The organism is Ruminococcus sp. MCC718 (assembly GCF_018783905.1).
Classification (GTDB): domain Bacteria; phylum Bacillota; class Clostridia; order Lachnospirales; family Lachnospiraceae; genus Hominisplanchenecus; species Hominisplanchenecus faecis.
In genome coordinates, this window is sequence record NZ_WQNP01000171.1 from 1 (window position 1) to 21140 (window position 21140).

Consider the following 21140-nt stretch of genomic DNA (forward strand, 5'->3'; position numbering starts at 1 on the left):
TTTTGATACCTAATTTTCAACCTGTATAAAATTTTCAATGTTCTTCAATTTAGCCTTGACTTTTTATTTGCAGGCTTAATTAATGTCCCTTGACAAAATATGATGCCAGGGTCAAAAGCCTGAAACCACGATGTGCTTGCACAGGAGTGGTTTTATGGCTTAATGACCCGCCCCGATATGAGCATAAAAGTGGAGCGTAAGCTTCACGATATGCGAATATTTGGTAGAATTGTGGGAGTACGAAGTACGGAACAATTCGTATGGCATCTTTTGACCCCAACATCCAAAATATTTTACTATAATTTCTGATGAAAAGCAATGTATTCCTTACACCATTTCATGGTTTTGGCAAAAAAGAAGCAGAACAGTGGACAAATAGGTTTTCTTGCCGTATAATTGTTTAGAATGGGTCAAGGGAGAAACAGGTGCAAAACAGATGTCTGTATACGCACCTGTGTTTCTGGGATTTGCAAAAGTGCCACCTATGGCTCACAGAATGATGTCAGCCGCATCATTCACTATATTTCAAAGACAGGAGAAAACAAAATGAATGTGCCAAATACGTTAACGGTTCTTCGCGTCATTATGATTCCGTTTTTTGTACTGTTTATGCTCGGCGATATCACAAGTGTGGATAAGTATATTGCACTCGGTATTTTTATTGCAGCGAGCCTGACCGATACTCTGGACGGTTATCTTGCAAGAAAGAACAATCAGGTCACAAATTTCGGAAAATTTATGGATCCGCTCGCAGATAAACTGCTGGTATGTGCTGCAATGATCTGCCTTATGGATCTGGATCGCCTTCCAAGCTGGATCGTGATCATTATCATCAGCCGCGAATTTATCATCAGCGGATTCCGTCTGATCGCAGCAGATAATGGCATTGTGATTGCCGCAAGCTGGTGGGGCAAAGCAAAAACAATCTCTCAAATGATCATGATCATTCTTCTGGTTGCAGACTTTGGCGGTGTTTTTGATATGATCGGTCAGGTGATGATCTATCTTGCACTGGTCCTTACCGTAGTATCACTTGTGGATTATATCGCCAAAAACAAACAGGTTCTGAAAATGCAGAATTAAAAATACGTTAGGAGGTTTACAACATGGTTGTAGAACTGGTATGTGTTGGAACAGAACTGCTGCTTGGAAACATTGTCAATACAAACGCTGCTTTTCTGGCCAGACAGTGTGCCATGCTTGGATTATCCATGTATCATCAGTCTGTGGTCGGAGATAATGAAGAGCGATTAAAAGAAACGATCCGGACGGCACTTGACCGTTCTGATATCGTGATCCTCTGCGGCGGACTTGGTCCGACACAGGACGATCTGACCAAAGAGACGGCTGCTGCTGTGATGGGGTTTCCACTGGTAGAAGATGCACACAGCAAAGAACGCATCGAAGAATATTTTAAAAACAGTCCGTTTAAAATTATCACAGACAACAACTGGAAACAGGCTCTGGTTCCGGAAGGATGCATCGTCATCGACAACCACAACGGAACTGCACCCGGCATTATCATGGAAAAAGATGGAAAGTCCATGATCCTGCTCCCAGGTCCGCCAAATGAGCTGATCCCGATGTTTCATCAGGATATTTTTCCTTATCTGAACAGACTGCAGCCGGAAACTATTTATTCCGTCATGGTGAAATTGTGCGGTGTGGGAGAGAGCCTGGTAGAAACAGAGATTCTCGATCTGATCGAGGCACAGGAAAATCCAACGATTGCCACTTACGCCAAAACAGGCGAAGTCCATTTGCGTGTGACTGCCAGAGCCTCGGATGAAAAAGAAGCCAGAAAGCTGGTAAAACCGATGCTCAAAGAATTGAAAAAACGCTTCGGCAGTCATATTTATGCGACAGATGAGGCAACGACACTGGAAGAGAGCATTGTGGCACTTTTAAAAGAGAAAAATCTGACACTTACGACAGCCGAATCCTGTACAGGTGGTATGCTCTCAGCAAGACTGACCAATGTTTCCGGTGTTTCAGAAGTGTTCAAGCAGGGATTTGTTGCCTATTCCAACCGTGCAAAGCGGAAATTGCTCGATGTAAAAAAGAACACGCTGAAAACATATGGGGCGGTCAGTGAAAAGACAGCCAAAGAAATGGCCAAAAATGGAGCATTTATCACTGGTTCCGATATCTGCGTTTCCATCACCGGACTTGCAGGTCCGGACGGAGGGACAGAAACGACGCCGGTCGGGCTTGTCTATATCGCATGTGCATATCAGAATGAACTTCGCATCAGGGAATTTCATTTCAAAGGAAACCGTCAGAAGATCCGTGAGCTTTCTACGGTCAATGCCCTGACCTTACTTCGCAGCTGTATCCTGGAAAAAGAAACCGCTGGAAAATAAAACAAAAGCTTCCATTTCGGAGAAATCCGTCTGGAAGCTTTTTTATGCTTCTGTTATTTGATCAGACGCATCATCATGCGGATTTTTTCAATCCTGGCTATTTCTTCTTTTGATTTTCCCTGTTTCATAACTTCTATGATCAGATTGGTTTCTTCCGGTGTAAAGGTCATACCGTTTTGCCTGGAACGTGTGGCGACAGCCATAAGAAACGGCATCAGTTCATTCTGACTTTTCGATGCCCCCTGGCCGCTCATAGAAAAGAGCATCTGCAGCTTTGCCGGATCAATGCCGGAAAGCCTGCTGTCATTCATCCATGAGGTTTTGTTCTGGTTCAGTGATCCATTCTGTAGATTTTCTGAACTCGGATTCTGATTGCTCATCGTTATTTTCCCCTCCCGAAAAATCCTGCATCGTTTCCAGTAACTTCATCATCTCCATCATGCTCTGAAACTGTTCCATCATTTCCCTCTGTCCTCTCCGGCAAAAAGGTGCAATGCTCTGAAACAGATCGGTTACGGAATGAGAAGGAAGTGCCATTGCCGTAAGATCAGCGGCAGGATGTGTATGGTAATAATTCCGGATATTCTGGATTTCCATCCATTTAACCAGAAAAGCAGCCCCTGCCTGTTTTTGGGACGGCAAATAGGGCAGCAATGCTTTCAGAATCAAAAGAGAATTTCCATTTGCAATCTTATCAATCGGTGTGAGCGGGTAAGATTCTTCCTGCTGTTCTTCCATCATCCTGTCACCTGCCAAAATTTCTCTCTCTGTAAGATATGCCAGAATCCTCGGAATATGAATCCTGTATAGCATCTTTGCCAGATCGTGCATCCTCTTATATGCAGGCACGTGTGGATTTTGACCTTTTTCCTCCAGTATCATAAAATAGAATGTATCCAAAAAAGAAAGGCCAGGAGATGAGACAGAAAATTGTAAGAGAAGGAAATGCGTTCTATGAGATAGATGACGAATGTATGAGAAAAAAAGAAGAGCAAAAGAAGAAAAAAGAATTCCAGCCAAAAGACAGCACATCCTCCAAAAAAGAACATTAAAAAGCCCCCGCCAACAGGCGGGGGAATATCTTTAGCAGAGGGAGCATCCGCATCCGTTGCCGCAGCCGATTCCATTTCCACAGCCGCACAGGAGAAGCAGTACGATCAGGATACAGCAGTTGTCGCCGCCAAGACCGTTTCCACAGCCGATTCCATTTCCATTGCCACAGCAGCAAAGCAGAAGGATGATCCAGAGAATGGAATTGCATCCATTATTGTTGTTTGTGTTTCCACATCCATTGTTTTCGCATCCGCATCCACAGTTTGTAGCTGCTACATCACTCATGTTTTCATTCCTCCGGAATTGATCTACACTTCATAATATGTTGTAAAACAAAAGTGGTTACAGAAGCACCTGAAAAATCTGATAGAGATTTAACGTACCATAGCCCCATTCGCGGTTTGGATAAAGAAGATTGCTGCTTCTTGTAGCACCGCGGATCAAAAGGCTTTTGATCTCACGATTTGTAAAATAACGGGGCGGATCACTTTGCAGTCCCCAGTTGACAAAAAGTGCCGTCGCCCCGGCTGTCAGTGCCGCCGAGATACTGGTTCCACTCTCTCTGCCAAATCCCGGCTTTGCAAATTTCGAAGCAGACGAGCGTGCCCCGTATACCTCCACGCCAGGTGATGCGATATCCGGTTTGATGTTTCCGGTTCTTGTATAACCGCGGCTGGACTGGATGAACAATCCTCCGGTCGCATGGTTATAAGCAGCACAGGTGATGACTCCTTCTGCATTTGACGGGCAGACAATCGTTGTATCCGGATTGGAATTCAAAAAGCGGGTATTTTCCATGGCAAATCCCGAAATCGGAAGCCAGATATGGAAAATACCAGAAGAAATCTGCCTTGGATAGATTTGAAATCCCCAGATGCCGGGTGTTGGATTCTGTACTCTCAGAAAGACAAGCTGACCTCCGGATGCGATCTCCACCGGCTCATAGGAGACCTCGATCACCGTCTGTTCCAGCAGAAAGGAAATGCTGGTGACAGAGCCGGCTCTTGGTGGGATCGGCGGGATCGTCTCTCCAAGCGGTGAGATCATGCCGACTGCAAACAGATCCGGCGGCGAAGCCCAAAGTTCCATGGTAAATCCTCCCTCATTTTCCGGGACAAGTACCTCGACATTCTGATAATCGGAAGTATTTTCCATTTTTCCGTAAAAATGATGTCCCCTCCCGGCCTCATTCCCGGCGGCAGAAACGACATAGACAGTATTCATGCGGCTTATGGTATCAAGAGCCTCTGCAAGCGGCATATACCCGGAGTGGTCTCCCTGATTGGTTCCAAGCCCAAAACAGATCACAAGTGGTTTCTGAGCTTGCCTTGCACACTGAAGCAGATAGCGAAGTGCCAGCATGATGTCCGTTTCCTGATAGGCGACGGCTGACTCACGGATCAGGAAAAAATCCCGCAGATTCTCTTTGGCAGGTTTCAGTTTTACTGCCACAATTTCAGATTTGGGTGCCGCACCGGAAAAATCCTGCAAAGGAAGGGCTGTTCCGGCTGCTACACTGGCAAGAAAGCTCCCATGACCATTTTCATCCACACTTGGCACAGTTTCCAGCGGATCCTCCAGATTTAACGCAGCATTCAGATTTTCGTTTGTATACTCCGATCCGTAGAAAAATCCATCCGGAGCTGTTCCACTTTGGATTGTCTGATCCCACAGGCGATAAATCCTGCTTCTTCCGTCAGATGTACGAAATGCCGGATGCGTAAAATCAATTCCAGTATCCAGAAAACCAATCAGAACCCCTTCCCCCTGATAGCCAAGAAGCGGCTGTGTCTGCACTTTTAGGATTCCGGAACTTTCCAGTGCAGAAGTATCCATCAGGGTATAAAGTTTGGGAATATTGGAATATCCGATCACATTCAGAATATTATCCGGAAGAAACTGCCGGTTAATGTGAATGATACCGTATCCTGGAACAGCCGCCTGTGCCCCGAATCGGAAAAATGCCTCTTCAAAATCAGTATCGGAACCGGTAATGGGGACAATCAGATCAAAATAATCCTCCGACAGAATCTTTTCTGTAGTGGAAACAGGCATAAAGATTCCTCTTTCCATCGTCATTTCCATTATCTTATGAGTGAAAAGCAACATATAGTATAGTAATGAAAAAACGGTGGACACTTATGGATCAGGTCAGACGAAAAACCAATGCCACATCTGCATATCAAAGACATCTCACAGGAAAAGGCGTTACGGTAGCCTTTTTAGATACCGGTATCAGCATGCATCCGGATCTGCAGGGCAGGATCCTTGCTTTCCGTGATTTTCAGAACGGGAAAAAATATCCGTACGACGACAGTGGGCACGGCACACATGTGGCAGGGATCTGCTGCGGGAGCGGACAGCTTTCCAGAGGCCAGTATGCCGGAATGGCACCGGGAGCCGGGATTGTAAGTGCAAAGGTACTTGACTACCATGGGAACGGCATGCGGGAACAGGTGTTATCCAGTGTGTCCTGGATTTTGAAAAACAAAAACCGCTATCATATAAAAATTTTAAATGTTTCCGTCGGTGCGGTGAACAGCCTGAAGGAAAAGAATGCCGTACTGGCAGAATGTATGGAACATGCCTGGGATGCCGGACTTGTGGTGGTGGTTGCTGCCGGTAATATGGGGCCACACGCCGGCAGTGTAACAGTTCCAGGAACCAACAAGAAAGTGATCACAGTCGGAGCCTTTGATGACTGCATTTTTCCGGGCGGCTGCTATTCCGGGAGAGGACCGACACAGGAATGTATCTGCAAACCGGAGATCACGGCTCCCGGATCAAACATCCGATCCTGCAGCAGCACCTGGTATCTGGACGGCAGAAAATACTGTATCAAAAGCGGTACCTCCATGGCAGCACCCGTTGTCTCCGGTGCGATCGCCCTGCTTCTGGAAAAAGAACCACATCTTACAAACGTGGAAGTGAAAATGCGTCTTAAAAATTGTGCCCGAAATCTGAATCTGCCGAAATATCAGCAGGGATGGGGCATGATTGATGTAAATTTACTCTTGACATAAATGGTATAATTGTATACAATTATGCAAAAAGGGCAAAACGCCGAATCTACAAGTCAAGGAAGGTAATATAAATGGAAAACAGAAAAGTAAAATTTGATTCGCACACAAACCTGTTACAGCTTGAGGAGCATATGTACCCGCTGGTTGATGTCAAGACACCGAATGTGTTCCACAATCTGTTCCCATACGAAGAAGTTCCGAAGATCGCATTCAATGACCGTATCGTTCCGCATCATATGCCGGACGAGATCTGGATCACAGATACTACCTTCCGCGACGGACAGCAGTCACGTGCACCGTACACAACCGAACAGATCGTACGTATCTATGATTATATGCATCGGCTTGGAGGTCCGAAAGGAAAGATCCGTCAGTGCGAATTTTTCCTGTACAGCAAAAAAGACCGGGATGCTGTTTACAAATGTCTGGAGCAGGGTTATGAATTTCCTGAGATCACAAGCTGGATCCGTGCCAGCAAAAAGGATTTCGAACTGGTCCGTGATATGGGACTGAAAGAAACCGGTATTCTGGTAAGCTGCTCTGACTATCATATTTTTTATAAGATGAGAATGACACGAAAAGAAGCCATGGAGCATTACTTGAGTGTTGTCCGTGAATGTCTGGAGATCGGTGTCAGCCCGAGATGCCATCTGGAGGATATCACAAGAGCAGATATCTACGGTTATGTCATTCCGTTCTGTCTGGAGCTGATGAAACTGTCCAAAGAATATCAGATCCCGATCAAAGTCCGCTGCTGCGATACCATGGGTTATGGTGTCAATTATGCCGGTGCTGTGATCCCGCGTTCCGTACAGGGTATCATTTACGGTCTGATGGTCCATGCCGGTGTTCCTTCTGAAATGATCGAATGGCATGGTCACAACGATTTTTACAAGGCTGTCAGCAATTCCACAACGGCATGGCTCTACGGTGCGAGCGGAGTCAACTGTTCTCTGTTCGGTATCGGAGAACGTACCGGAAATACTCCGCTGGAGGCAATGGTGTTTGAATATGCACAGCTTCGCGGTACCCTCGACGGCATGGACACCACCGTCATCACAGAGATGGCAGATTATTATGAAAAAGAGATCGGTTATCATATTCCATCCCGTACACCGTTTGTCGGAAGCAACTTTAATGTAACAAGAGCCGGCATCCATGCGGACGGACTTCTGAAAAACGAAGAGATTTACAACATTTTTAATACTCAGAAATTCCTGAACCGCCCGGCCATGGTGGCTGTATCCAATACATCCGGGCTTGCCGGAATTGCACACTGGATCAACAGTTATTACCGCCTGCCGGATGAGAAAAAACTGACAAAGGATATGCCTCTTGTGTCTATGGTAAAAGAATGGGTGGACAAACAGTACGAAGAGGGCCGTGTCACCGTGATCACCGATAACGAACTGGTAAAAGTAATCGATGAAAGTTGCAAAAAGCTTTCCATTGCGTTAGTATAAGAGGTAGCGTATTTTGAGCAGTTATGAATTGGTTTATCAAAAACTTCGTGAAAACATTTTAAACGGTCATTATAAACATGGCGATGAACTGCGGGAAACTGCAGTCGGAAAAGAGATCGGTGTTTCCAGAACACCGGTCAGAGAGGCACTTCGTCAGCTGGAACTGGAAGGTCTGGTAACGATCATCCCCAATCGCGGTGCTTTCGTCAACGGAATCTCCGAACAGGATGTACAGGATATTTACCTGATCCGTGCAAGGCTGGAGGGGCTTTGTGCCAGGATGGCGGCAGAGCGGATCGATGAATCCACACTGGAAGAAATGGAAGAGACCATGATGCTGACTGCATTTCATGAAGAGCAGGGACATTACGATCAGCTCTTTAAACTGGACAGCCGTTTTCACAGTCTGCTCTACGAAGCATGCAAAAGTAAGATTCTGGAACATGAACTGAAGATCTTCCATCAGTATGTACAGCAGGTGCGCAAAAACGCCCTGAAAAAAGAAGCAAGGGCAGAACAGTCCACAAAAGAACATATGGCTGTTATGGAAGCCATCAAAGCCCACAATGCCGATGAAGCAGACCGCCTGGCAACCAGACATATATTAAATTCAATCAAAAACCATCATTATACCAAAATCGAAAAACTTCTGGAAGAACAGCCCGGAGGCGACGTTTCTTCCGATGAGGAATAAAATCAGCTTTCTGATAAGTCAAAGGAGGACATCATGGACAAAATCAAAATGACAACACCACTGGTTGAAATGGACGGAGACGAGATGACCCGTATCCTCTGGAAAATGATCAAGGATGAGCTTCTGCTCCCGTATATCGACCTGAAAACCGAATACTATGATTTGGGACTGGAGCACAGAAATGAGACGAACGACCAGGTTACCATTGACAGTGCACTGGCAAACAAAAAATACGGCGTGGCTGTAAAATGTGCAACGATCACTCCAAACGCAGCCCGCATGACGGAATACAATCTGAAAGAAATGTGGAAGAGTCCGAACGGTACGATCCGTGCGATCATGGACGGAACGGTTTTCCGTACACCGATCGTTGTAAAGGGCATCGAACCATGCGTACGCAACTGGAAAAAGCCAATCACACTGGCAAGACATGCTTATGGTGACGTTTACAAAGCTTCTGAGATCAAAGTACCTTGTGCCGGAAAAGCAGAACTGGTCTTTACCGCAGAGGATGGTACCGAGACAAGAGAACTGATCCATGAATTTGACGGTCCTGGTGTTCTGCAGGGCATGCACAATACAGAGAAATCCATCCGCAGTTTTGCAAAGAGCTGCTTCAACTATGCACTGGATACCAAACAGGATCTCTGGTTTGCTACCAAAGATACGATTTCCAAAAAATACGATCACACCTTCAAGGATATTTTCCAGGAAACCTACGAAAAAGAGTATAAAGAACGTTTTGCAGAGGCAGGTATTACTTATTTCTATACTCTGATCGATGACGCAGTTGCCCGTGTCATGAAAGCAGAAGGCGGATTTATCTGGGCATGCAAAAACTATGACGGTGATGTTATGAGCGACATGGTTTCTTCTGCCTTTGGTTCACTGGCGATGATGACTTCCGTACTGGTATCACCGGACGGCAATTTCGAGTACGAAGCAGCTCACGGAACGGTTCAGCGTCACTATTATAAATACCTGAAAGGCGAAGAAACATCCACGAACTCCGTGGCAACGATCTTTGCATGGACCGGGGCACTCCGCAAACGCGGTGAGCTGGATAAGATTCCGCAGCTTGGCGTATTTGCAGACAAACTGGAAAAAGCAACCCTTACCACGATTGAAAGCGGAAAGATGACAAAAGACCTGGCACTGATCACCAGCATTGAAAATCCTACCGTTCTGAACAGCGAAGGATTTATCAAGGCAGTACGTGAAGAGCTGGATAAGAATCTGTAAAAGAACGTGTAAAAAGTACATAACGCATTTTTATATTTCTATAAAAAAGCACCGGGGAAGAAAGTACCTTTCATTCTCCGATGCTTTTTGTTTTATTCTGCCAGTTCTTCCCAGCGTTCGTAGAGCTGTTCCAGTTCTTCATTGATCGCTGTTTTTTCTTTATTTAATTCCACACATTTTGCCACGTTTGTAAACACTTCTTCCTGCATCATCAGCTCATCGATCTCTTTATCACGGACTTCCAGCACATGGATGCGGTCTTCCGTTTTCTTCAGTTCATTCTGACGTTTGCGGATGCGTGCCTGCTCTTCTTTCTGCTGCTGCCAGGTCAGTTTTCCGGCAGTTTCCGCAGAAGAAGATGGAAGAGAAGCAGTTTCTTCTTCTGTGGCAGACGGCACATAGATTTTGGTGAGCTCATCTTTCTTTTCCAGATAATAATCATAATTTCCGATATAATTGACCAGCGTATTTCCGGTCAGCTCCAGGATCCTGGTTGCCGTCTGGTTGATAAAGTATCGGTCATGCGATACATAGAAAACTGTTCCGGTATAGCGGTTCAGTGCCTGCTCCAGGATCTCTTTTGATAAAATATCAAGGTGGTTGGTCGGCTCGTCCAGTATCAGGAAGTTGGCTTCCGACAACATCAGTTTGGCAAGAGAAACGCGGCCCCGCTCGCCACCGCTCAGATCAGAGATCCGTTTGAAAACATCATCTCCGGTAAATAAAAAGGCTGCCAGCACATTACGGATTTCCGTGTTAGTCAGTGTCGGATAATCATCGGAAATCTCTTCAAACAGCGTCTTTTCCATATGAAGGACATGATGTTCCTGATCATAATAACCGATACACACCTTGCTTCCAAGCGTAAAACTTCCGGCATCTGCAGCCAAAAGCTCATTGATGATCTTTAAGATCGTAGTCTTTCCGGTTCCATTATTGCCGATCAGTGCCACACGTTCGCCTCGTTTGATCTCAAAATCCAGATCCGTAAAGAGCGTGTGGTCTCCAAATGATTTCGCAAGACCTTCGACACGCAGCACATCATTTCCACTTGGAAATCTCGGTTCCAGAGAAAGCTTTAATTCCTGCACTTCCGTATCCGGGCGATCCAGGACTTCCATTTTCTCTAGCATTTTCTCACGACTTTCCGCACGTTTGATTGATTTTTCACGGTTAAAGGACTTCAGTTTGTCTATGACTTCCTGCTGATGTTTGATCTCACGCTGCTGGTTCATCCATACTTTTAACTGGGAATCACGCAGCTGGGCTTTTTTCTCAGAATAAGCAGAATAATTGCCAAGAAACGTGGTCGCCTTCGCATGGTCGATTTCAATAACCTTGCTTACGACACGGTTTAAGAAATAACGGTCATGGGCTACGATGATCACGGCACCGCTGTAATTGATCAGAAAATTTTCCAGCCATGCGATTGACTGCATATCGAGGTGGTTGGTCGGCTCGTCAAGCAGGATCAGATCCGGCTTTGCGAGCAGAAGCTTGCCAAGGGCAACCCTTGTTTTCTGTCCGCCGGAGAGGGTATCGACCTGCTTGGAAAATTCATCTTCCATAAATCCAAGCCCTTTTAACACACCGACAATCTCACTTTTGCAGGCATAGCCGTTTTTCTGTTCAAATTCCGTGTTCAGACGATTATAAAGCTCCAGCGTCTGTTCCAGCTCCCCGCCGCTCTGGGATTTCATCTGAAGTTCCAGCGTGCGGATATGACGCTCCAGCTCAAAAATATCCTGCTTTACCTCCAGAAGCTCTTCGTAGATCGTGTTTCCGGAAGATACCGCTTCGTGCTGGGCAAGATAACCGATCGTGCGGTCTTTTGCTAGGATCACTTCTCCGGAATCTGCCGGGATCTGCTTCATGATGATCTTGAGCAGTGTAGATTTTCCGGCACCGTTGATGCCGACAATGGCTGCTTTTTCTTTTTCTTCTATATGAAATGAGGCATCTTTCAAGATCACATTTGTGCCAAATGCCTTATTAATATTCTGACAGGCTAAAATCATAAATTCCTCCAAGTGTATATATTTTACAAAAATAATTTGTGTCTGCGAAGACCCTGACTCGTATTATCATAGCATATTTCTGCTTTTTGCACCAGCAAATTTCAAAAAATGCTCTGGACGAACCGCATATTTTGCGGTATGATTAAAGACAGCGTATATTTGCGTGACAGACAGATGCGGAATTTAGGAGGAATAAAAAGCATGAGAAAAGTAGTAAAATTTGGTGGAAGTTCTCTTGCAAGTGCAGAACAGTTTAAAAAAGTAGGAGATATCATCCGTGCTGATAAAGGAAGAAAATATGTTGTTCCGTCTGCTCCGGGCAAACGGTTTGATGGAGATATCAAGGTAACGGATATGCTTTATGCATGCTACGCAAAAGCAGAGAAAAAAGAAGACATCACAGCTTCAATTGCTGCGATCCGTGAAAGATACATGGAGATCATAAACGGTCTCGGACTTTCCCTGTCTTTGGATGATCAGTTTGAAGTGATCTCCGAAAACTTTAAAAAACTGGCAGGTTCCAATTATGCTGCTTCCAGAGGAGAATACTTAAACGGTATCATCATGGCAAATTACCTGGGATATGAATTTATCGATGCAGCTGAAGTGATCGTTTTCCATGAAGACGGCACATTTGATGCAGAAACAACCAATGAAAAGCTTTCTGCACGCCTGGCAGAATGTGACAATGCAGTCATTCCTGGATTTTATGGTGCAACCGCAGAAGGAAAGGTAACAACCTTCTCCAGAGGCGGATCCGATATCACAGGTTCTCTGATCGCAAAAGCAGTCCATGCTGATCTGTATGAGAACTGGACCGATGTATCCGGTTTCCTGATCACAGATCCACGTATCATCAAAAATCCGAAAGTGATCGATACTATCACTTATGTAGAGCTTCGCGAGCTGGCATACATGGGTGCTACCGTGCTTCATGAAGAAGCCATCTTCCCGGTAAGACAGGAAGGTATCCCGATCAACATCCGCAATACCAACCGTCCTCAGGATCCTGGTACGCTGATCGTTGAAAGTACCTGCAGAAAACCGCGTTATACGATCACCGGTATTGCCGGAAAGAAAGGATTTGCAGCCATCAACATCGAAAAAGATATGATGAACTCCGAAATCGGATTCTGCCGCAAAGTCCTGACCGTATTCGAAGACAATGGTATCTCCATCGAGCATATGCCTTCCGGAATCGATACCATGACGGTATTCGTACATCAGTCCGAATTCGAAGAGACCGAGCAGAAGGTACTGGCCGGTATCCACCGTGCTGTCAATCCGGATTCTGTCAATCTGGAATCTGACCTGGCACTGATCGCAGTCGTAGGTCGTGGCATGAAATCTCAGCGTGGAACAGCGGGACGTATTTTTTCCGCACTGGCACATGCAAGTATCAATGTCAAGATGATCGATCAGGGTTCCAGTGAGATGAACATCATCATCGGTGTGAGCAATCAGGATTTCGAGCGTGCGATCAAATCAATCTATGATATTTTTGTAACCGTACAGCTCTAAAAATCAAAGAGGGTACACAAAACCTGCGGCGGACATGGCAGGGATCTTGTGTGCCCGTCTTTTACGTTACTATACAACAGCATTTGACAGGGAGGTATGCAAGTGGAAGAGAAAGAAATTTCAAGAGCGGTCATCAAAAGACTGCCACGGTATTACCGTTATCTCGGTGAGCTGCTGGAATCCGGTACGGAGCGGATCTCATCCGGCGAGCTGAGCGAACGCATGCAGGTAACAGCATCCCAGATCCGGCAGGATCTCAATAATTTCGGTGGATTCGGCCAGCAGGGATATGGTTATAATGTAAAACATTTACATACGGAGATCGGGAAGATCCTGGGTCTGGATCAGGATTACAATATGATCATCATCGGTGCCGGAAATCTCGGACAGGCTCTTGCAAATTATGTAAAATTTGAAAAAAACGGTTTTCTGGTCAAAGGGCTGTTCGATGTAAATCCAAAGCTGAAAGGCGTTGCAGTCAGAGGAATTGTGATCCGTATGACAGACGAGCTTCCTGCTTTTTTGCAGGAGCATGACATTCAGATCGCAGCCCTGACACTTCCGAAACAGTATGCAAAGGAAATGGCAGACTTTCTGGTGGATCACGGCATCCGTGCAATCTGGAATTTTGCCCATACGGATCTTCATCTGCCGGAAGATGTGATCATCGAAAACGTACATCTTTCGGAAAGCCTGATGCAGCTGTCTTACAATATCAGCCGCTACAGCAGAGAACATAAATAAAAAGAACGCAGAGAAAAAAAAAAGAAAACTGTATATTCCATTTGGACGGGCAGACAGGAGGTATATCGCATATGAGGATCTTGTTATCAAAAGAAGACATGAAAACATGTGACCAGAATACCATAGAAGGGTTCGGCGTTCCATCCTGTGTACTGATGGAGCGTGCGGCACTTGCGTGTGTCGATGAACTGTACCGAAGCGGTGCTGCACTTGACCGCGTTCTGGTCATCTGTGGTTCGGGCAATAACGGCGGAGACGGATTTGCCATCGCCAGACTTTTGTTTCTGGATCAGGTACCGGTTTCCATCTGGTTTGTCGGAAAAGAGCAGTCCTGCACGGATCAGACACGCCATCAGAAAGAAATCTGTGAGAAATATGGGATAACTTTTTGTAGTAACCCGGAAATAAATGAATATACTGTTATAGTAGATGCACTGTTTGGAATCGGTCTTTCGCGTGACATCGAAGGCAGCTACCGGGACGCAATCGGGCGGATCAATAAAAGTCCTGCTTTTGTACTGTCTGTCGATATTCCTTCCGGCATTGACGGAAACACGGGTGTGATACGGGGGATTGCCGTAAAGGCTGACCTGACAGTGACATTTGCTTTTGAGCAACCGGGGCATTATATCGGAAAAGGGCGTGCCTGTACCAAAGAGGTACGTGTACGTCAGATCGGTATTACAAAAGAAAGCCTTCCGAAATGCCGGAAATCTTACGTCTGCTATGACAGTATGGATTTAAAGCGGCTGCCAGAGCGACTTGCCACAGAAAACAAAGGTTCCTGCGGCAAAGTTCTTCTGATCGCCGGGAGCCGGGACATGTGCGGTGCTGCAATCTTAAGTGCACGTGCAGCGTATCGAAGCGGAGCCGGTTATGTTCGCATCTACACAGACGAACACAATCAGTCCGCCCTTTTTCAGTCTATCCCGGAAGCAGTGGTAAGCTGCATCCATTCCAACTGGAAGAGAGAACTTGAAAACCTGCTTGCGTGGGCTGATGTGGTTGCAGTAGGTCCCGGCATCGGCATGGAAGCACAAAAGCTTGACATCCTGAATTATGTACTGGAACATGCGGATATTCCGGTCATTCTTGATGCCGATGCTTTGAATCTTGTGGCACGCCATAACCTTTCCCTGGATGGATATTCCATGCCGGTAGCTGTGACACCACATCTTGGGGAGATGGCAAGACTGTGCAGATCAACCATTTCCGATATTTCAGAGGATCTGATCGCAAGTGCCGAAATCTTTGCGAAAGAACAACATGTGATCTGTGTCTTAAAGGATGCCGGAACCGTTGTCAGCAACGGCAGTGAATCCTACATCAACACTTCCGGGAACAGCGGCATGGCAACTGCCGGTTCCGGCGATGTGCTGACCGGCGTATTTGCCGGACTTACCGCACAGGGTATGACGTTATTTGAAGCTGCAAAACTTGCTGTTTTTCTGCATGGATGTGCCGGCGATGCGGCCGCACAAAAATACGGAAAGCGAAGTATGACAGCAAATGATCTGGTGGAGGGACTGATCCGGGTTCTGGCAGATGCAGACGATAAAAATAAATGTAAGTAACGAAAGCAACGGTTACAAAAAACAATACAGGAAGGACTTGAAACATGATGAGCAGTAAATACAGCCGTGTCTGTGCCGAGATCGACATGGATGCCATTGCAGAAAATTTTCGGATCATGCACGAAGCGATCCACCCGGAAACCAAAATGGTTGCTGTAATAAAAACAGATGGTTACGGTCACGGTGCAGTGCCGATCGCACAGATGATACAGCCGGAAGATTATATCTGGGGATTTGCCGTCGCAACGATGACAGAAGCGATGATCCTGCGGAAAAACCAGATCACAAAACCGGTGTTGATTCTGGGCTATACATTCGAAGAAGACTACGAAGATCTGATCCGTTACGAGATCCGACCGATTGTGTTCAAACTGGATATGGCAAAGGAACTGTCTGAAGCAGCCGTTCATTTAAAGAAAACACTTTCTATACATATTGGACTGGATACGGGAATGAGCCGCATCGGTTTTTCTGATACCGAAGAGAGCATAGAAACAATCCGTAAAATCGCATCCTTACCGGGAATTGAAATAGAAGGCATGTTTACGCACTTTGCGAAAGCAGATGAACTGGATAAAACGGCTACAAACAGACAATTTGAACGTTATATGCATTTTGCACACAGACTGGAAGAGGCAGGCATTACGATTCCATTAAAACACGTATCAAACAGTGCCGCTCTGATGGAGCTTGCAGATATGAACTTAAATCTGGTGCGTGCCGGCATCAGCATTTACGGCATCTATCCATCCGCTGAAGTTTCCAGAGATTCTATGAAACTGACGCCTGCAATGTCCATTCACAGCCGCATCGTGTATATCAAAGAGATTGAAACGGGCACCGAGATCAGTTACGGCGGAACCTTTACCGCTCCGCATCCGATGCGGATCGCTACGATCCCGGTCGGCTATGGGGATGGTTATCCGCGGATGCTTTCCAATAAGGGATATGTTCTGATACACGGGAAACGTGCAAAAATCCTCGGAAGGATCTGCATGGATCAGTTTATGGTCGATGTGACGGACATTCCGCAGGCAAAAGAACTGGATGAAGTAATTTTAGTCGGCAGACAGGGAGACGAAGAGATCACCGTAGATGAACTTGGTGATCTTTGCGGTCGCTTTTCTTATGAATTTATCTGTGATATCGGCAAACGTGTACCGCGTATCTACACCAGAAATCACGAAGTCTATCTGGTACGTGACTGTTCCGGTACCAACTGATCCTGCCTTAAGGCGAACTGCATACACCAGAAAAATGTGGAAATACTAAGCTTAAAACCAGAAGCGGAGTGTGAAGTGTGTGTTGATTCGACGAGGGGATATTTTTTATGCGGACTTAAGACCGGTCATCGGCTCGGAACAGGGCGGTGTACGTCCGGTTCTGATCATTCAGAATGATACGGGAAACCGGCACAGTCCAACGGTGATCTGTGCAGCGATCACCTCCAAAATGAACAAAGCAAAGCTGCCGACACATGTGGAGATTGAATCTTCAAGATATAACATGGTACGTGATTCTGTAATCCTTCTGGAACAGCTGCGTACCATCGACAAAAAACGACTGAAAGATAAAGTATGCCATCTGGATACGGAAATCCTGGACCGCGTAAATCAGGCTCTCGCAGTCAGTCTGGATCTACATAGCTGATTGATCCTGGGAACTTGACTATTTTTCAGTGTGGTGTTATCATAATGGATATGCCTGCCTCCTGTGCAGGGAAATCAGGCCGTTAAGCGGCAGAATGAAGAAACAGATACTTGGAAGAGAAAGGAAGATTTCGAAATGTCAGGACATTCAAAATTTGCAAACATAAAGCACAAAAAAGAGAAAAACGATGCTGCGAAGGGAAAGATCTTTACCATTATCGGCCGTGAGATCGCAGTTGCCGTAAAAGAAGGCGGACCAGATCCGGCAAACAACAGCAAACTTGCCGCTGTTGTCGCAAAAGCAAAAGCAAACAACATGCCGAACGATACGATCGACCGTGGTATCAAAAAAGCAGCCGGAGATGCAAACTCTGTCAATTACGAGTATGTTTCCTATGAAGGATATGGTCCTTGCGGAATCGCGATTATCGTGGACGCATTGACAGACAACAAAAACCGTACTGCAGCCAATGTAAGAAGTGCATTTACAAAAGGAAACGGAAGCATCGGAACACAGGGCTGTGTTTCTTACATGTTCGACCGCAAAGGTCAGATCGTGATCGATAAAGAAGAATGTGATATGGATGCAGACGACCTGATGATGCTGGCTCTGGATGCAGGTGCAGAGGATTTTTCCGAAGAAGAAGACAGCTTTGAGATCCTGACATCACCAGATGATCTGGAGGCCGTAAGAGAAACTCTCGAAGCCCAAAAGATCCCGATGGCTCAGGCAGAAGAGACCATGATCCCTCAGAATTATGTTGCTCTTGATGATGAGACTGCTCTGAAGAACCTTCAGCGTACCCTGGATCTGCTCGAAGAAGACGATGATGTTCAGGCGGTATATACCAATCTGGACGAATAAAACGACAAGGCGGATAAAAAGTCCGTTTGATGAGGATTGTGATATATGAGCAGTAATTATACCATAGCTTTTGCGGGGATGCCGGCATTGCTGGATGAACAAGAACATGTCATGGAAAATTTCACGTTCGAACGCTATCCGGATTCATTTAAACGCTACTGCAACAAACACAAAGCGACATTAAAAGCAGTCGAGGATGGCTATCTTCAGGTTATTGATAAAGAACAGTTTCTGACCAATATGGCAGAAGAGCTTGCAAATTCTGCTGAAAAGCGAATTGCCGAAGAGGAAAAGAAAAATGCAAAAGAGAAACTGGCTGCAAACCTGAATATGTGCCTGGTAATCTATACGCTTCCGGCTGTTCTTGAGATGAACAAAGCACCTGCGAATCTTTTTTCCGAAAAGATTCTGGAAGCCTGGAAAGCACATTTTCCGAAAACCAATCTCAAAGCTTCTACTTTTAAGCAGATCAATTCTGGATTTAAACGGAAATTCTGTTACATCACTACAGCAGTGTGCAGAACATTTGGCAAACCGGATGATTGTTATGAGCTGAACCTTTTCCGAAATTACCGCGACCATTATTTGATGGAGCAGGAAAACGGAGAAGCGATCGTTTATGAATATTATGATCTGGCTCCTACCATTGTAAAACATATTGATCAGAGAAAAGATGCAAAAGAAATTTACCGGAACATATGGGATACTTATCTTTCCCCTTGCCTTGGTATGATCGAACGCGGAGAAAATGAGGCGTGCAAAGATCTTTATATTTCCATGGTCCGTGATATGCAGAAAAAATATTTCTTTGAAGAACAGTAATTCTACATCCTAAAAAACAGGCGGAACTTTTTTAAGAGTTCCGCTTTTGCTGATTCAAAAGAAAAGGAGGTGACCTATGTACAACGTATTAACAGCCATAAAAAACAATATGCTTCTGCAGGAACTGAAAAGGCTTCACATCTGGGGTGCGTCTACCGGTTTTGAGATCTGTGAGGTCACTTCTGATTTTGCGACACTGACAGAGCACCTGCGTAAAAACAGGTATCAACTGGTTTTGCTGGAAGCAACACCGGATTACCCGGTTTTAAACCTTCTGCAGACCATCCGGCAGGAAAAGCTCTGTCAGGCAATCGCGATGGTCGGGCAGACGGCGGAATTTAAGATCGTGCGAAAAAGTTTTCTGCTCGGTGTCGATGACTATCTGATCACGCCGTTTGAGATCAGTCAGTTTATCTCGCTGTTTGGCAAGATCGAACATGCGGAGCATGGAAAGATTGAGGCAGAAAACAGCCAGAAAGAATCCCTGCTTGACTGCTTCCGGACGATTGATTTTTCCATAAAAAAAGAACTCGACAATCTTTTGTACCATGCTCTTTCCGAATATTCAGATCCCTTAGAATCTTTTTCTTACCTGAAACGGATTTTGGATGACGTCACTTTGGAACTTTTCAGGCGACATCCGTGGCTGGAGCTTTATTTTCAGGCGGATGATTTTATTCTTCCAGAAACAGATTTTCCGGACTGTGAAGAACAGATCCAGAAAAGCGTCGATGATTTTTATTCCCTTTTTACAGAGTTTGCGGAACTGTATCCTGCACACAGTGAGGGAATGGACAAGATTTTGTTGTATATCCTGAACCGCCCGGAAGAAGACCTGAAGCAGAAAACAATATCAGAAGAACTTTACATAAACCGTTCCTATTTCAGTACGATGTTTACGGCTCAGATGCAGATTAATTTTGTTGATTACGTCAATATTGTGAAAATGAAACGTGCCGCATACCTTTTAAAACACACAAAGCGGAAAGTCATTGACATCGCCGGAGCACTGGATTACAAGGATATGGGGTATTTTCTGAAAAAATTCAAGGCAAAATATGGGGTGACACCATCCCAGTATCGAATCCCGGAGACGTATGAATTTCAAATATAACATTCAGTTTCTGTTATTTTTCTTACAAAAAGCAGAGAAAGGCGGTCGAAACTATGGCAAATATCTATCAGGAAATTACCGATATCGTCGGAAAAACACCACTTCTAAAACTTCAGAGATATATGGACGCAAATGCCTGTAAGGCAGATATTCTTGCAAAACTTGAATATCAGAATCCAGGCGGTTCCGTTAAAGACCGCGTTGCGATCCGCATGATCGATGAAGCGGAAAAAGCCGGTATCCTGCACAAAGGCGATGTGATCATCGAACCGACTTCCGGAAACACCGGAATCGGACTGGCATGCGTGGCAGCCGCCAGAGGCTATCATCTGATCATCACGATGCCGGAAACCATGAGCGTGGAACGAAGAAGACTGTTATCTGCATATGGGGCAGAGCTTGTCCTGACACCGGCATCCAAAGGTGTGAAAGGTTCGATCCGCAAGGCAAATGAACTGGCAGAACAGCTGCACGCTTTTGTTCCGAGCCAGTTCAGCAATCCCTATAACCCAAAATCTCACTACGAGACAACCGGCCCGGAAATCTGGGCAGATACGGACGGAAAGATTGATGTTTTTGTAGCTGGCGTCGGAACCGGCGGTACGATCAGCGGAACCGGCAGGTATCTGAAAGAAAAAAATCCAAACATCCAGATCGTGGCTGTTGAGCCTGCCGGTTCCCCGGTACTCTCTGACGGCATCCCGGGACGGCACAAGATCCAGGGCATCGGTGCCGGGTTCATCCCAGAAACACTGGATATGGAAATCTATGATGAGATCCTGACGGTAACCGATGACGATGCCTACCAGGCATGCCGGGAACTCGCAAGAAGAGAAGGCGTACTTTGCGGTATCTCTTCCGGTGCTGCATTATCTGCTGCAAAAGAGCTGGCAGTAAAGCCTGCGTATCAGGGGAAAACAATCGTTGCCCTGTTTCCGGACGGAGGTGAACGCTATCTTTCCAGCGGCGTTTTTGATGAATAAAATATGGATAAG

General features: G+C 45.7%; 21 protein-coding genes. 16 read left to right on the plus strand and 5 right to left on the minus strand.

What is annotated here, in order from left to right; all coding sequences use genetic code 11:
* Nucleotides 1-546 precede the first annotated feature (546 nt).
* Nucleotides 547-1083, plus strand: a complete 537-nt coding sequence (gene pgsA, locus GPK60_RS13710) for a CDP-diacylglycerol--glycerol-3-phosphate 3-phosphatidyltransferase (RefSeq protein ID WP_022118798.1) — start codon at nt 547-549, stop codon at nt 1081-1083.
* Nucleotides 1084-1106: 23 nt separating this feature from the next.
* Entirely contained in the window at nt 1107-2363 is a 1257-nt protein-coding gene (locus GPK60_RS13715; protein WP_173866492.1) for a competence/damage-inducible protein A, read from the plus strand.
* Between the two features lie 53 nt (nt 2364-2416).
* On the opposite strand, the gene GPK60_RS13720 is transcribed toward GPK60_RS13715, so the two are convergent.
* Nucleotides 2417-2674: a hypothetical protein gene (locus tag GPK60_RS13720; protein ID WP_215660758.1), complete on the minus strand. Its 258-nt coding sequence runs from the start codon at nt 2672-2674 to the stop codon at nt 2417-2419.
* Nucleotides 2667-3119, minus strand: a complete 453-nt coding sequence (locus GPK60_RS13725; protein ID WP_215660761.1) for a hypothetical protein — start codon at nt 3117-3119, stop codon at nt 2667-2669. The genes GPK60_RS13720 and GPK60_RS13725 overlap by 8 nt, the downstream gene beginning before the upstream one ends.
* Before the next feature lie 161 nt (nt 3120-3280).
* Here GPK60_RS13725 and GPK60_RS15590 point away from each other — a divergent pair, with 161 nt between their 5' ends.
* Nucleotides 3281-3415 (plus strand): hypothetical protein, encoded by a 135-nt coding sequence (locus GPK60_RS15590; RefSeq protein WP_022118802.1) that lies wholly within the window; start codon nt 3281-3283, stop codon nt 3413-3415.
* A 31-nt stretch (nt 3416-3446) separates the two neighbouring features.
* On the opposite strand, the gene GPK60_RS13730 is transcribed toward GPK60_RS15590, so the two are convergent.
* Together GPK60_RS13730 and GPK60_RS13735 are read right to left on the minus strand one after the other, a co-directional pair.
* Nucleotides 3447-3701, minus strand: a complete 255-nt coding sequence (locus GPK60_RS13730) for a chorion class high-cysteine HCB protein 13 (protein ID WP_147631504.1) — start codon at nt 3699-3701, stop codon at nt 3447-3449.
* Between the two features lie 57 nt (nt 3702-3758).
* Nucleotides 3759-5489: a S8 family peptidase gene (locus GPK60_RS13735; RefSeq protein WP_173866494.1), complete on the minus strand. Its 1731-nt coding sequence runs from the start codon at nt 5487-5489 to the stop codon at nt 3759-3761.
* Between the two features lie 47 nt (nt 5490-5536).
* On the opposite strand from GPK60_RS13735, the gene GPK60_RS13740 reads away from it, so the two are divergent.
* The 4 genes from GPK60_RS13740 (at nt 5537) to GPK60_RS13755 (ending at nt 9838) form a co-directional block, all read left to right on the plus strand.
* On the plus strand, nt 5537-6439 hold the full coding sequence (locus GPK60_RS13740) for a S8 family peptidase (protein ID WP_346727798.1): 903 nt from the start codon (nt 5537-5539) through the stop codon (nt 6437-6439).
* A 71-nt stretch (nt 6440-6510) separates the two neighbouring features.
* The gene (locus GPK60_RS13745; RefSeq protein ID WP_022118806.1) at nt 6511-7902 is read left to right on the plus strand and encodes an hMGL-like protein; all 1392 of its coding nucleotides are present in this window, start codon (nt 6511-6513) and stop codon (nt 7900-7902) included.
* Nucleotides 7903-7915: 13 nt separating this feature from the next.
* Nucleotides 7916-8596, plus strand: coding sequence for a GntR family transcriptional regulator (locus tag GPK60_RS13750; protein ID WP_022118807.1), 681 nt, complete (start codon nt 7916-7918; stop codon nt 8594-8596).
* Nucleotides 8597-8629: 33 nt separating this feature from the next.
* Nucleotides 8630-9838: an NADP-dependent isocitrate dehydrogenase gene (locus tag GPK60_RS13755; protein ID WP_022118808.1), complete on the plus strand. Its 1209-nt coding sequence runs from the start codon at nt 8630-8632 to the stop codon at nt 9836-9838.
* A 92-nt stretch (nt 9839-9930) separates the two neighbouring features.
* Here GPK60_RS13755 and GPK60_RS13760 read toward each other — a convergent pair whose 3' ends face one another.
* Entirely contained in the window at nt 9931-11856 is a 1926-nt protein-coding gene (locus tag GPK60_RS13760) for an ABC-F family ATP-binding cassette domain-containing protein (RefSeq protein WP_215660764.1), read from the minus strand.
* 201 nt (nt 11857-12057) lie between these two features.
* Here GPK60_RS13760 and GPK60_RS13765 point away from each other — a divergent pair, with 201 nt between their 5' ends.
* From GPK60_RS13765 to cysK, 9 genes are all read left to right on the plus strand, one after another.
* Nucleotides 12058-13377 (plus strand): aspartate kinase, encoded by a 1320-nt coding sequence (locus GPK60_RS13765; protein WP_173866497.1) that lies wholly within the window; start codon nt 12058-12060, stop codon nt 13375-13377.
* A 102-nt stretch (nt 13378-13479) separates the two neighbouring features.
* Nucleotides 13480-14121 (plus strand): redox-sensing transcriptional repressor Rex, encoded by a 642-nt coding sequence (locus GPK60_RS13770; protein ID WP_022119733.1) that lies wholly within the window; start codon nt 13480-13482, stop codon nt 14119-14121.
* Between the two features lie 71 nt (nt 14122-14192).
* Nucleotides 14193-15695 (plus strand): NAD(P)H-hydrate dehydratase, encoded by a 1503-nt coding sequence (locus tag GPK60_RS13775; protein ID WP_215660766.1) that lies wholly within the window; start codon nt 14193-14195, stop codon nt 15693-15695.
* A gap of 44 nt (nt 15696-15739) precedes the next feature.
* Nucleotides 15740-16918, plus strand: a complete 1179-nt coding sequence (gene alr, locus GPK60_RS13780; RefSeq protein WP_022119736.1) for an alanine racemase — start codon at nt 15740-15742, stop codon at nt 16916-16918.
* A gap of 79 nt (nt 16919-16997) precedes the next feature.
* The gene (locus GPK60_RS13785) at nt 16998-17345 is read left to right on the plus strand and encodes a type II toxin-antitoxin system PemK/MazF family toxin (RefSeq protein WP_022119737.1); all 348 of its coding nucleotides are present in this window, start codon (nt 16998-17000) and stop codon (nt 17343-17345) included.
* 135 nt (nt 17346-17480) lie between these two features.
* Nucleotides 17481-18209: a YebC/PmpR family DNA-binding transcriptional regulator gene (locus GPK60_RS13790; protein ID WP_215660768.1), complete on the plus strand. Its 729-nt coding sequence runs from the start codon at nt 17481-17483 to the stop codon at nt 18207-18209.
* Between the two features lie 45 nt (nt 18210-18254).
* Nucleotides 18255-19031: a CFI-box-CTERM domain-containing protein gene (locus tag GPK60_RS13795; protein ID WP_215660771.1), complete on the plus strand. Its 777-nt coding sequence runs from the start codon at nt 18255-18257 to the stop codon at nt 19029-19031.
* A gap of 76 nt (nt 19032-19107) precedes the next feature.
* Nucleotides 19108-20145, plus strand: a complete 1038-nt coding sequence (locus GPK60_RS13800; RefSeq protein WP_022119740.1) for a helix-turn-helix domain-containing protein — start codon at nt 19108-19110, stop codon at nt 20143-20145.
* A gap of 53 nt (nt 20146-20198) precedes the next feature.
* The gene (gene cysK, locus GPK60_RS13805; protein ID WP_173866501.1) at nt 20199-21128 is read left to right on the plus strand and encodes a cysteine synthase A; all 930 of its coding nucleotides are present in this window, start codon (nt 20199-20201) and stop codon (nt 21126-21128) included.
* Nucleotides 21129-21140: the final 12 nt, after the last annotated feature.

Excerpts from the sequence above, each read along its gene's own strand:
- pgsA (WP_022118798.1), top strand. The coding sequence starts at position 547 with ATGAATGTGCCAAATACGTTAACGGTTCTTCGCGTCATTATGATTCCG.
- GPK60_RS13715 (WP_173866492.1), top strand. The coding sequence starts at position 1,107 with ATGGTTGTAGAACTGGTATGTGTTGGAACAGAACTGCTGCTTGGAAAC.
- GPK60_RS13720 (WP_215660758.1), bottom strand. The coding sequence starts at position 2,674 with ATGAATGACAGCAGGCTTTCCGGCATTGATCCGGCAAAGCTGCAGATG.
- GPK60_RS15590 (WP_022118802.1), top strand. The coding sequence starts at position 3,281 with ATGAGACAGAAAATTGTAAGAGAAGGAAATGCGTTCTATGAGATAGAT.
- GPK60_RS13730 (WP_147631504.1), bottom strand. The coding sequence starts at position 3,701 with ATGAGTGATGTAGCAGCTACAAACTGTGGATGCGGATGCGAAAACAAT.
- GPK60_RS13735 (WP_173866494.1), bottom strand. The coding sequence starts at position 5,489 with ATGGAAAGAGGAATCTTTATGCCTGTTTCCACTACAGAAAAGATTCTG.
- GPK60_RS13740 (WP_346727798.1), top strand. The coding sequence starts at position 5,537 with ATGAAAAAACGGTGGACACTTATGGATCAGGTCAGACGAAAAACCAAT.
- GPK60_RS13745 (WP_022118806.1), top strand. The coding sequence starts at position 6,511 with ATGGAAAACAGAAAAGTAAAATTTGATTCGCACACAAACCTGTTACAG.
- GPK60_RS13755 (WP_022118808.1), top strand. The coding sequence starts at position 8,630 with ATGGACAAAATCAAAATGACAACACCACTGGTTGAAATGGACGGAGAC.
- GPK60_RS13760 (WP_215660764.1), bottom strand. The coding sequence starts at position 11,856 with ATGATTTTAGCCTGTCAGAATATTAATAAGGCATTTGGCACAAATGTG.
- GPK60_RS13765 (WP_173866497.1), top strand. The coding sequence starts at position 12,058 with ATGAGAAAAGTAGTAAAATTTGGTGGAAGTTCTCTTGCAAGTGCAGAA.
- GPK60_RS13775 (WP_215660766.1), top strand. The coding sequence starts at position 14,193 with ATGAGGATCTTGTTATCAAAAGAAGACATGAAAACATGTGACCAGAAT.
- alr (WP_022119736.1), top strand. The coding sequence starts at position 15,740 with ATGATGAGCAGTAAATACAGCCGTGTCTGTGCCGAGATCGACATGGAT.
- GPK60_RS13790 (WP_215660768.1), top strand. The coding sequence starts at position 17,481 with ATGTCAGGACATTCAAAATTTGCAAACATAAAGCACAAAAAAGAGAAA.
- GPK60_RS13795 (WP_215660771.1), top strand. The coding sequence starts at position 18,255 with ATGAGCAGTAATTATACCATAGCTTTTGCGGGGATGCCGGCATTGCTG.
- GPK60_RS13800 (WP_022119740.1), top strand. The coding sequence starts at position 19,108 with ATGTACAACGTATTAACAGCCATAAAAAACAATATGCTTCTGCAGGAA.
- cysK (WP_173866501.1), top strand. The coding sequence starts at position 20,199 with ATGGCAAATATCTATCAGGAAATTACCGATATCGTCGGAAAAACACCA.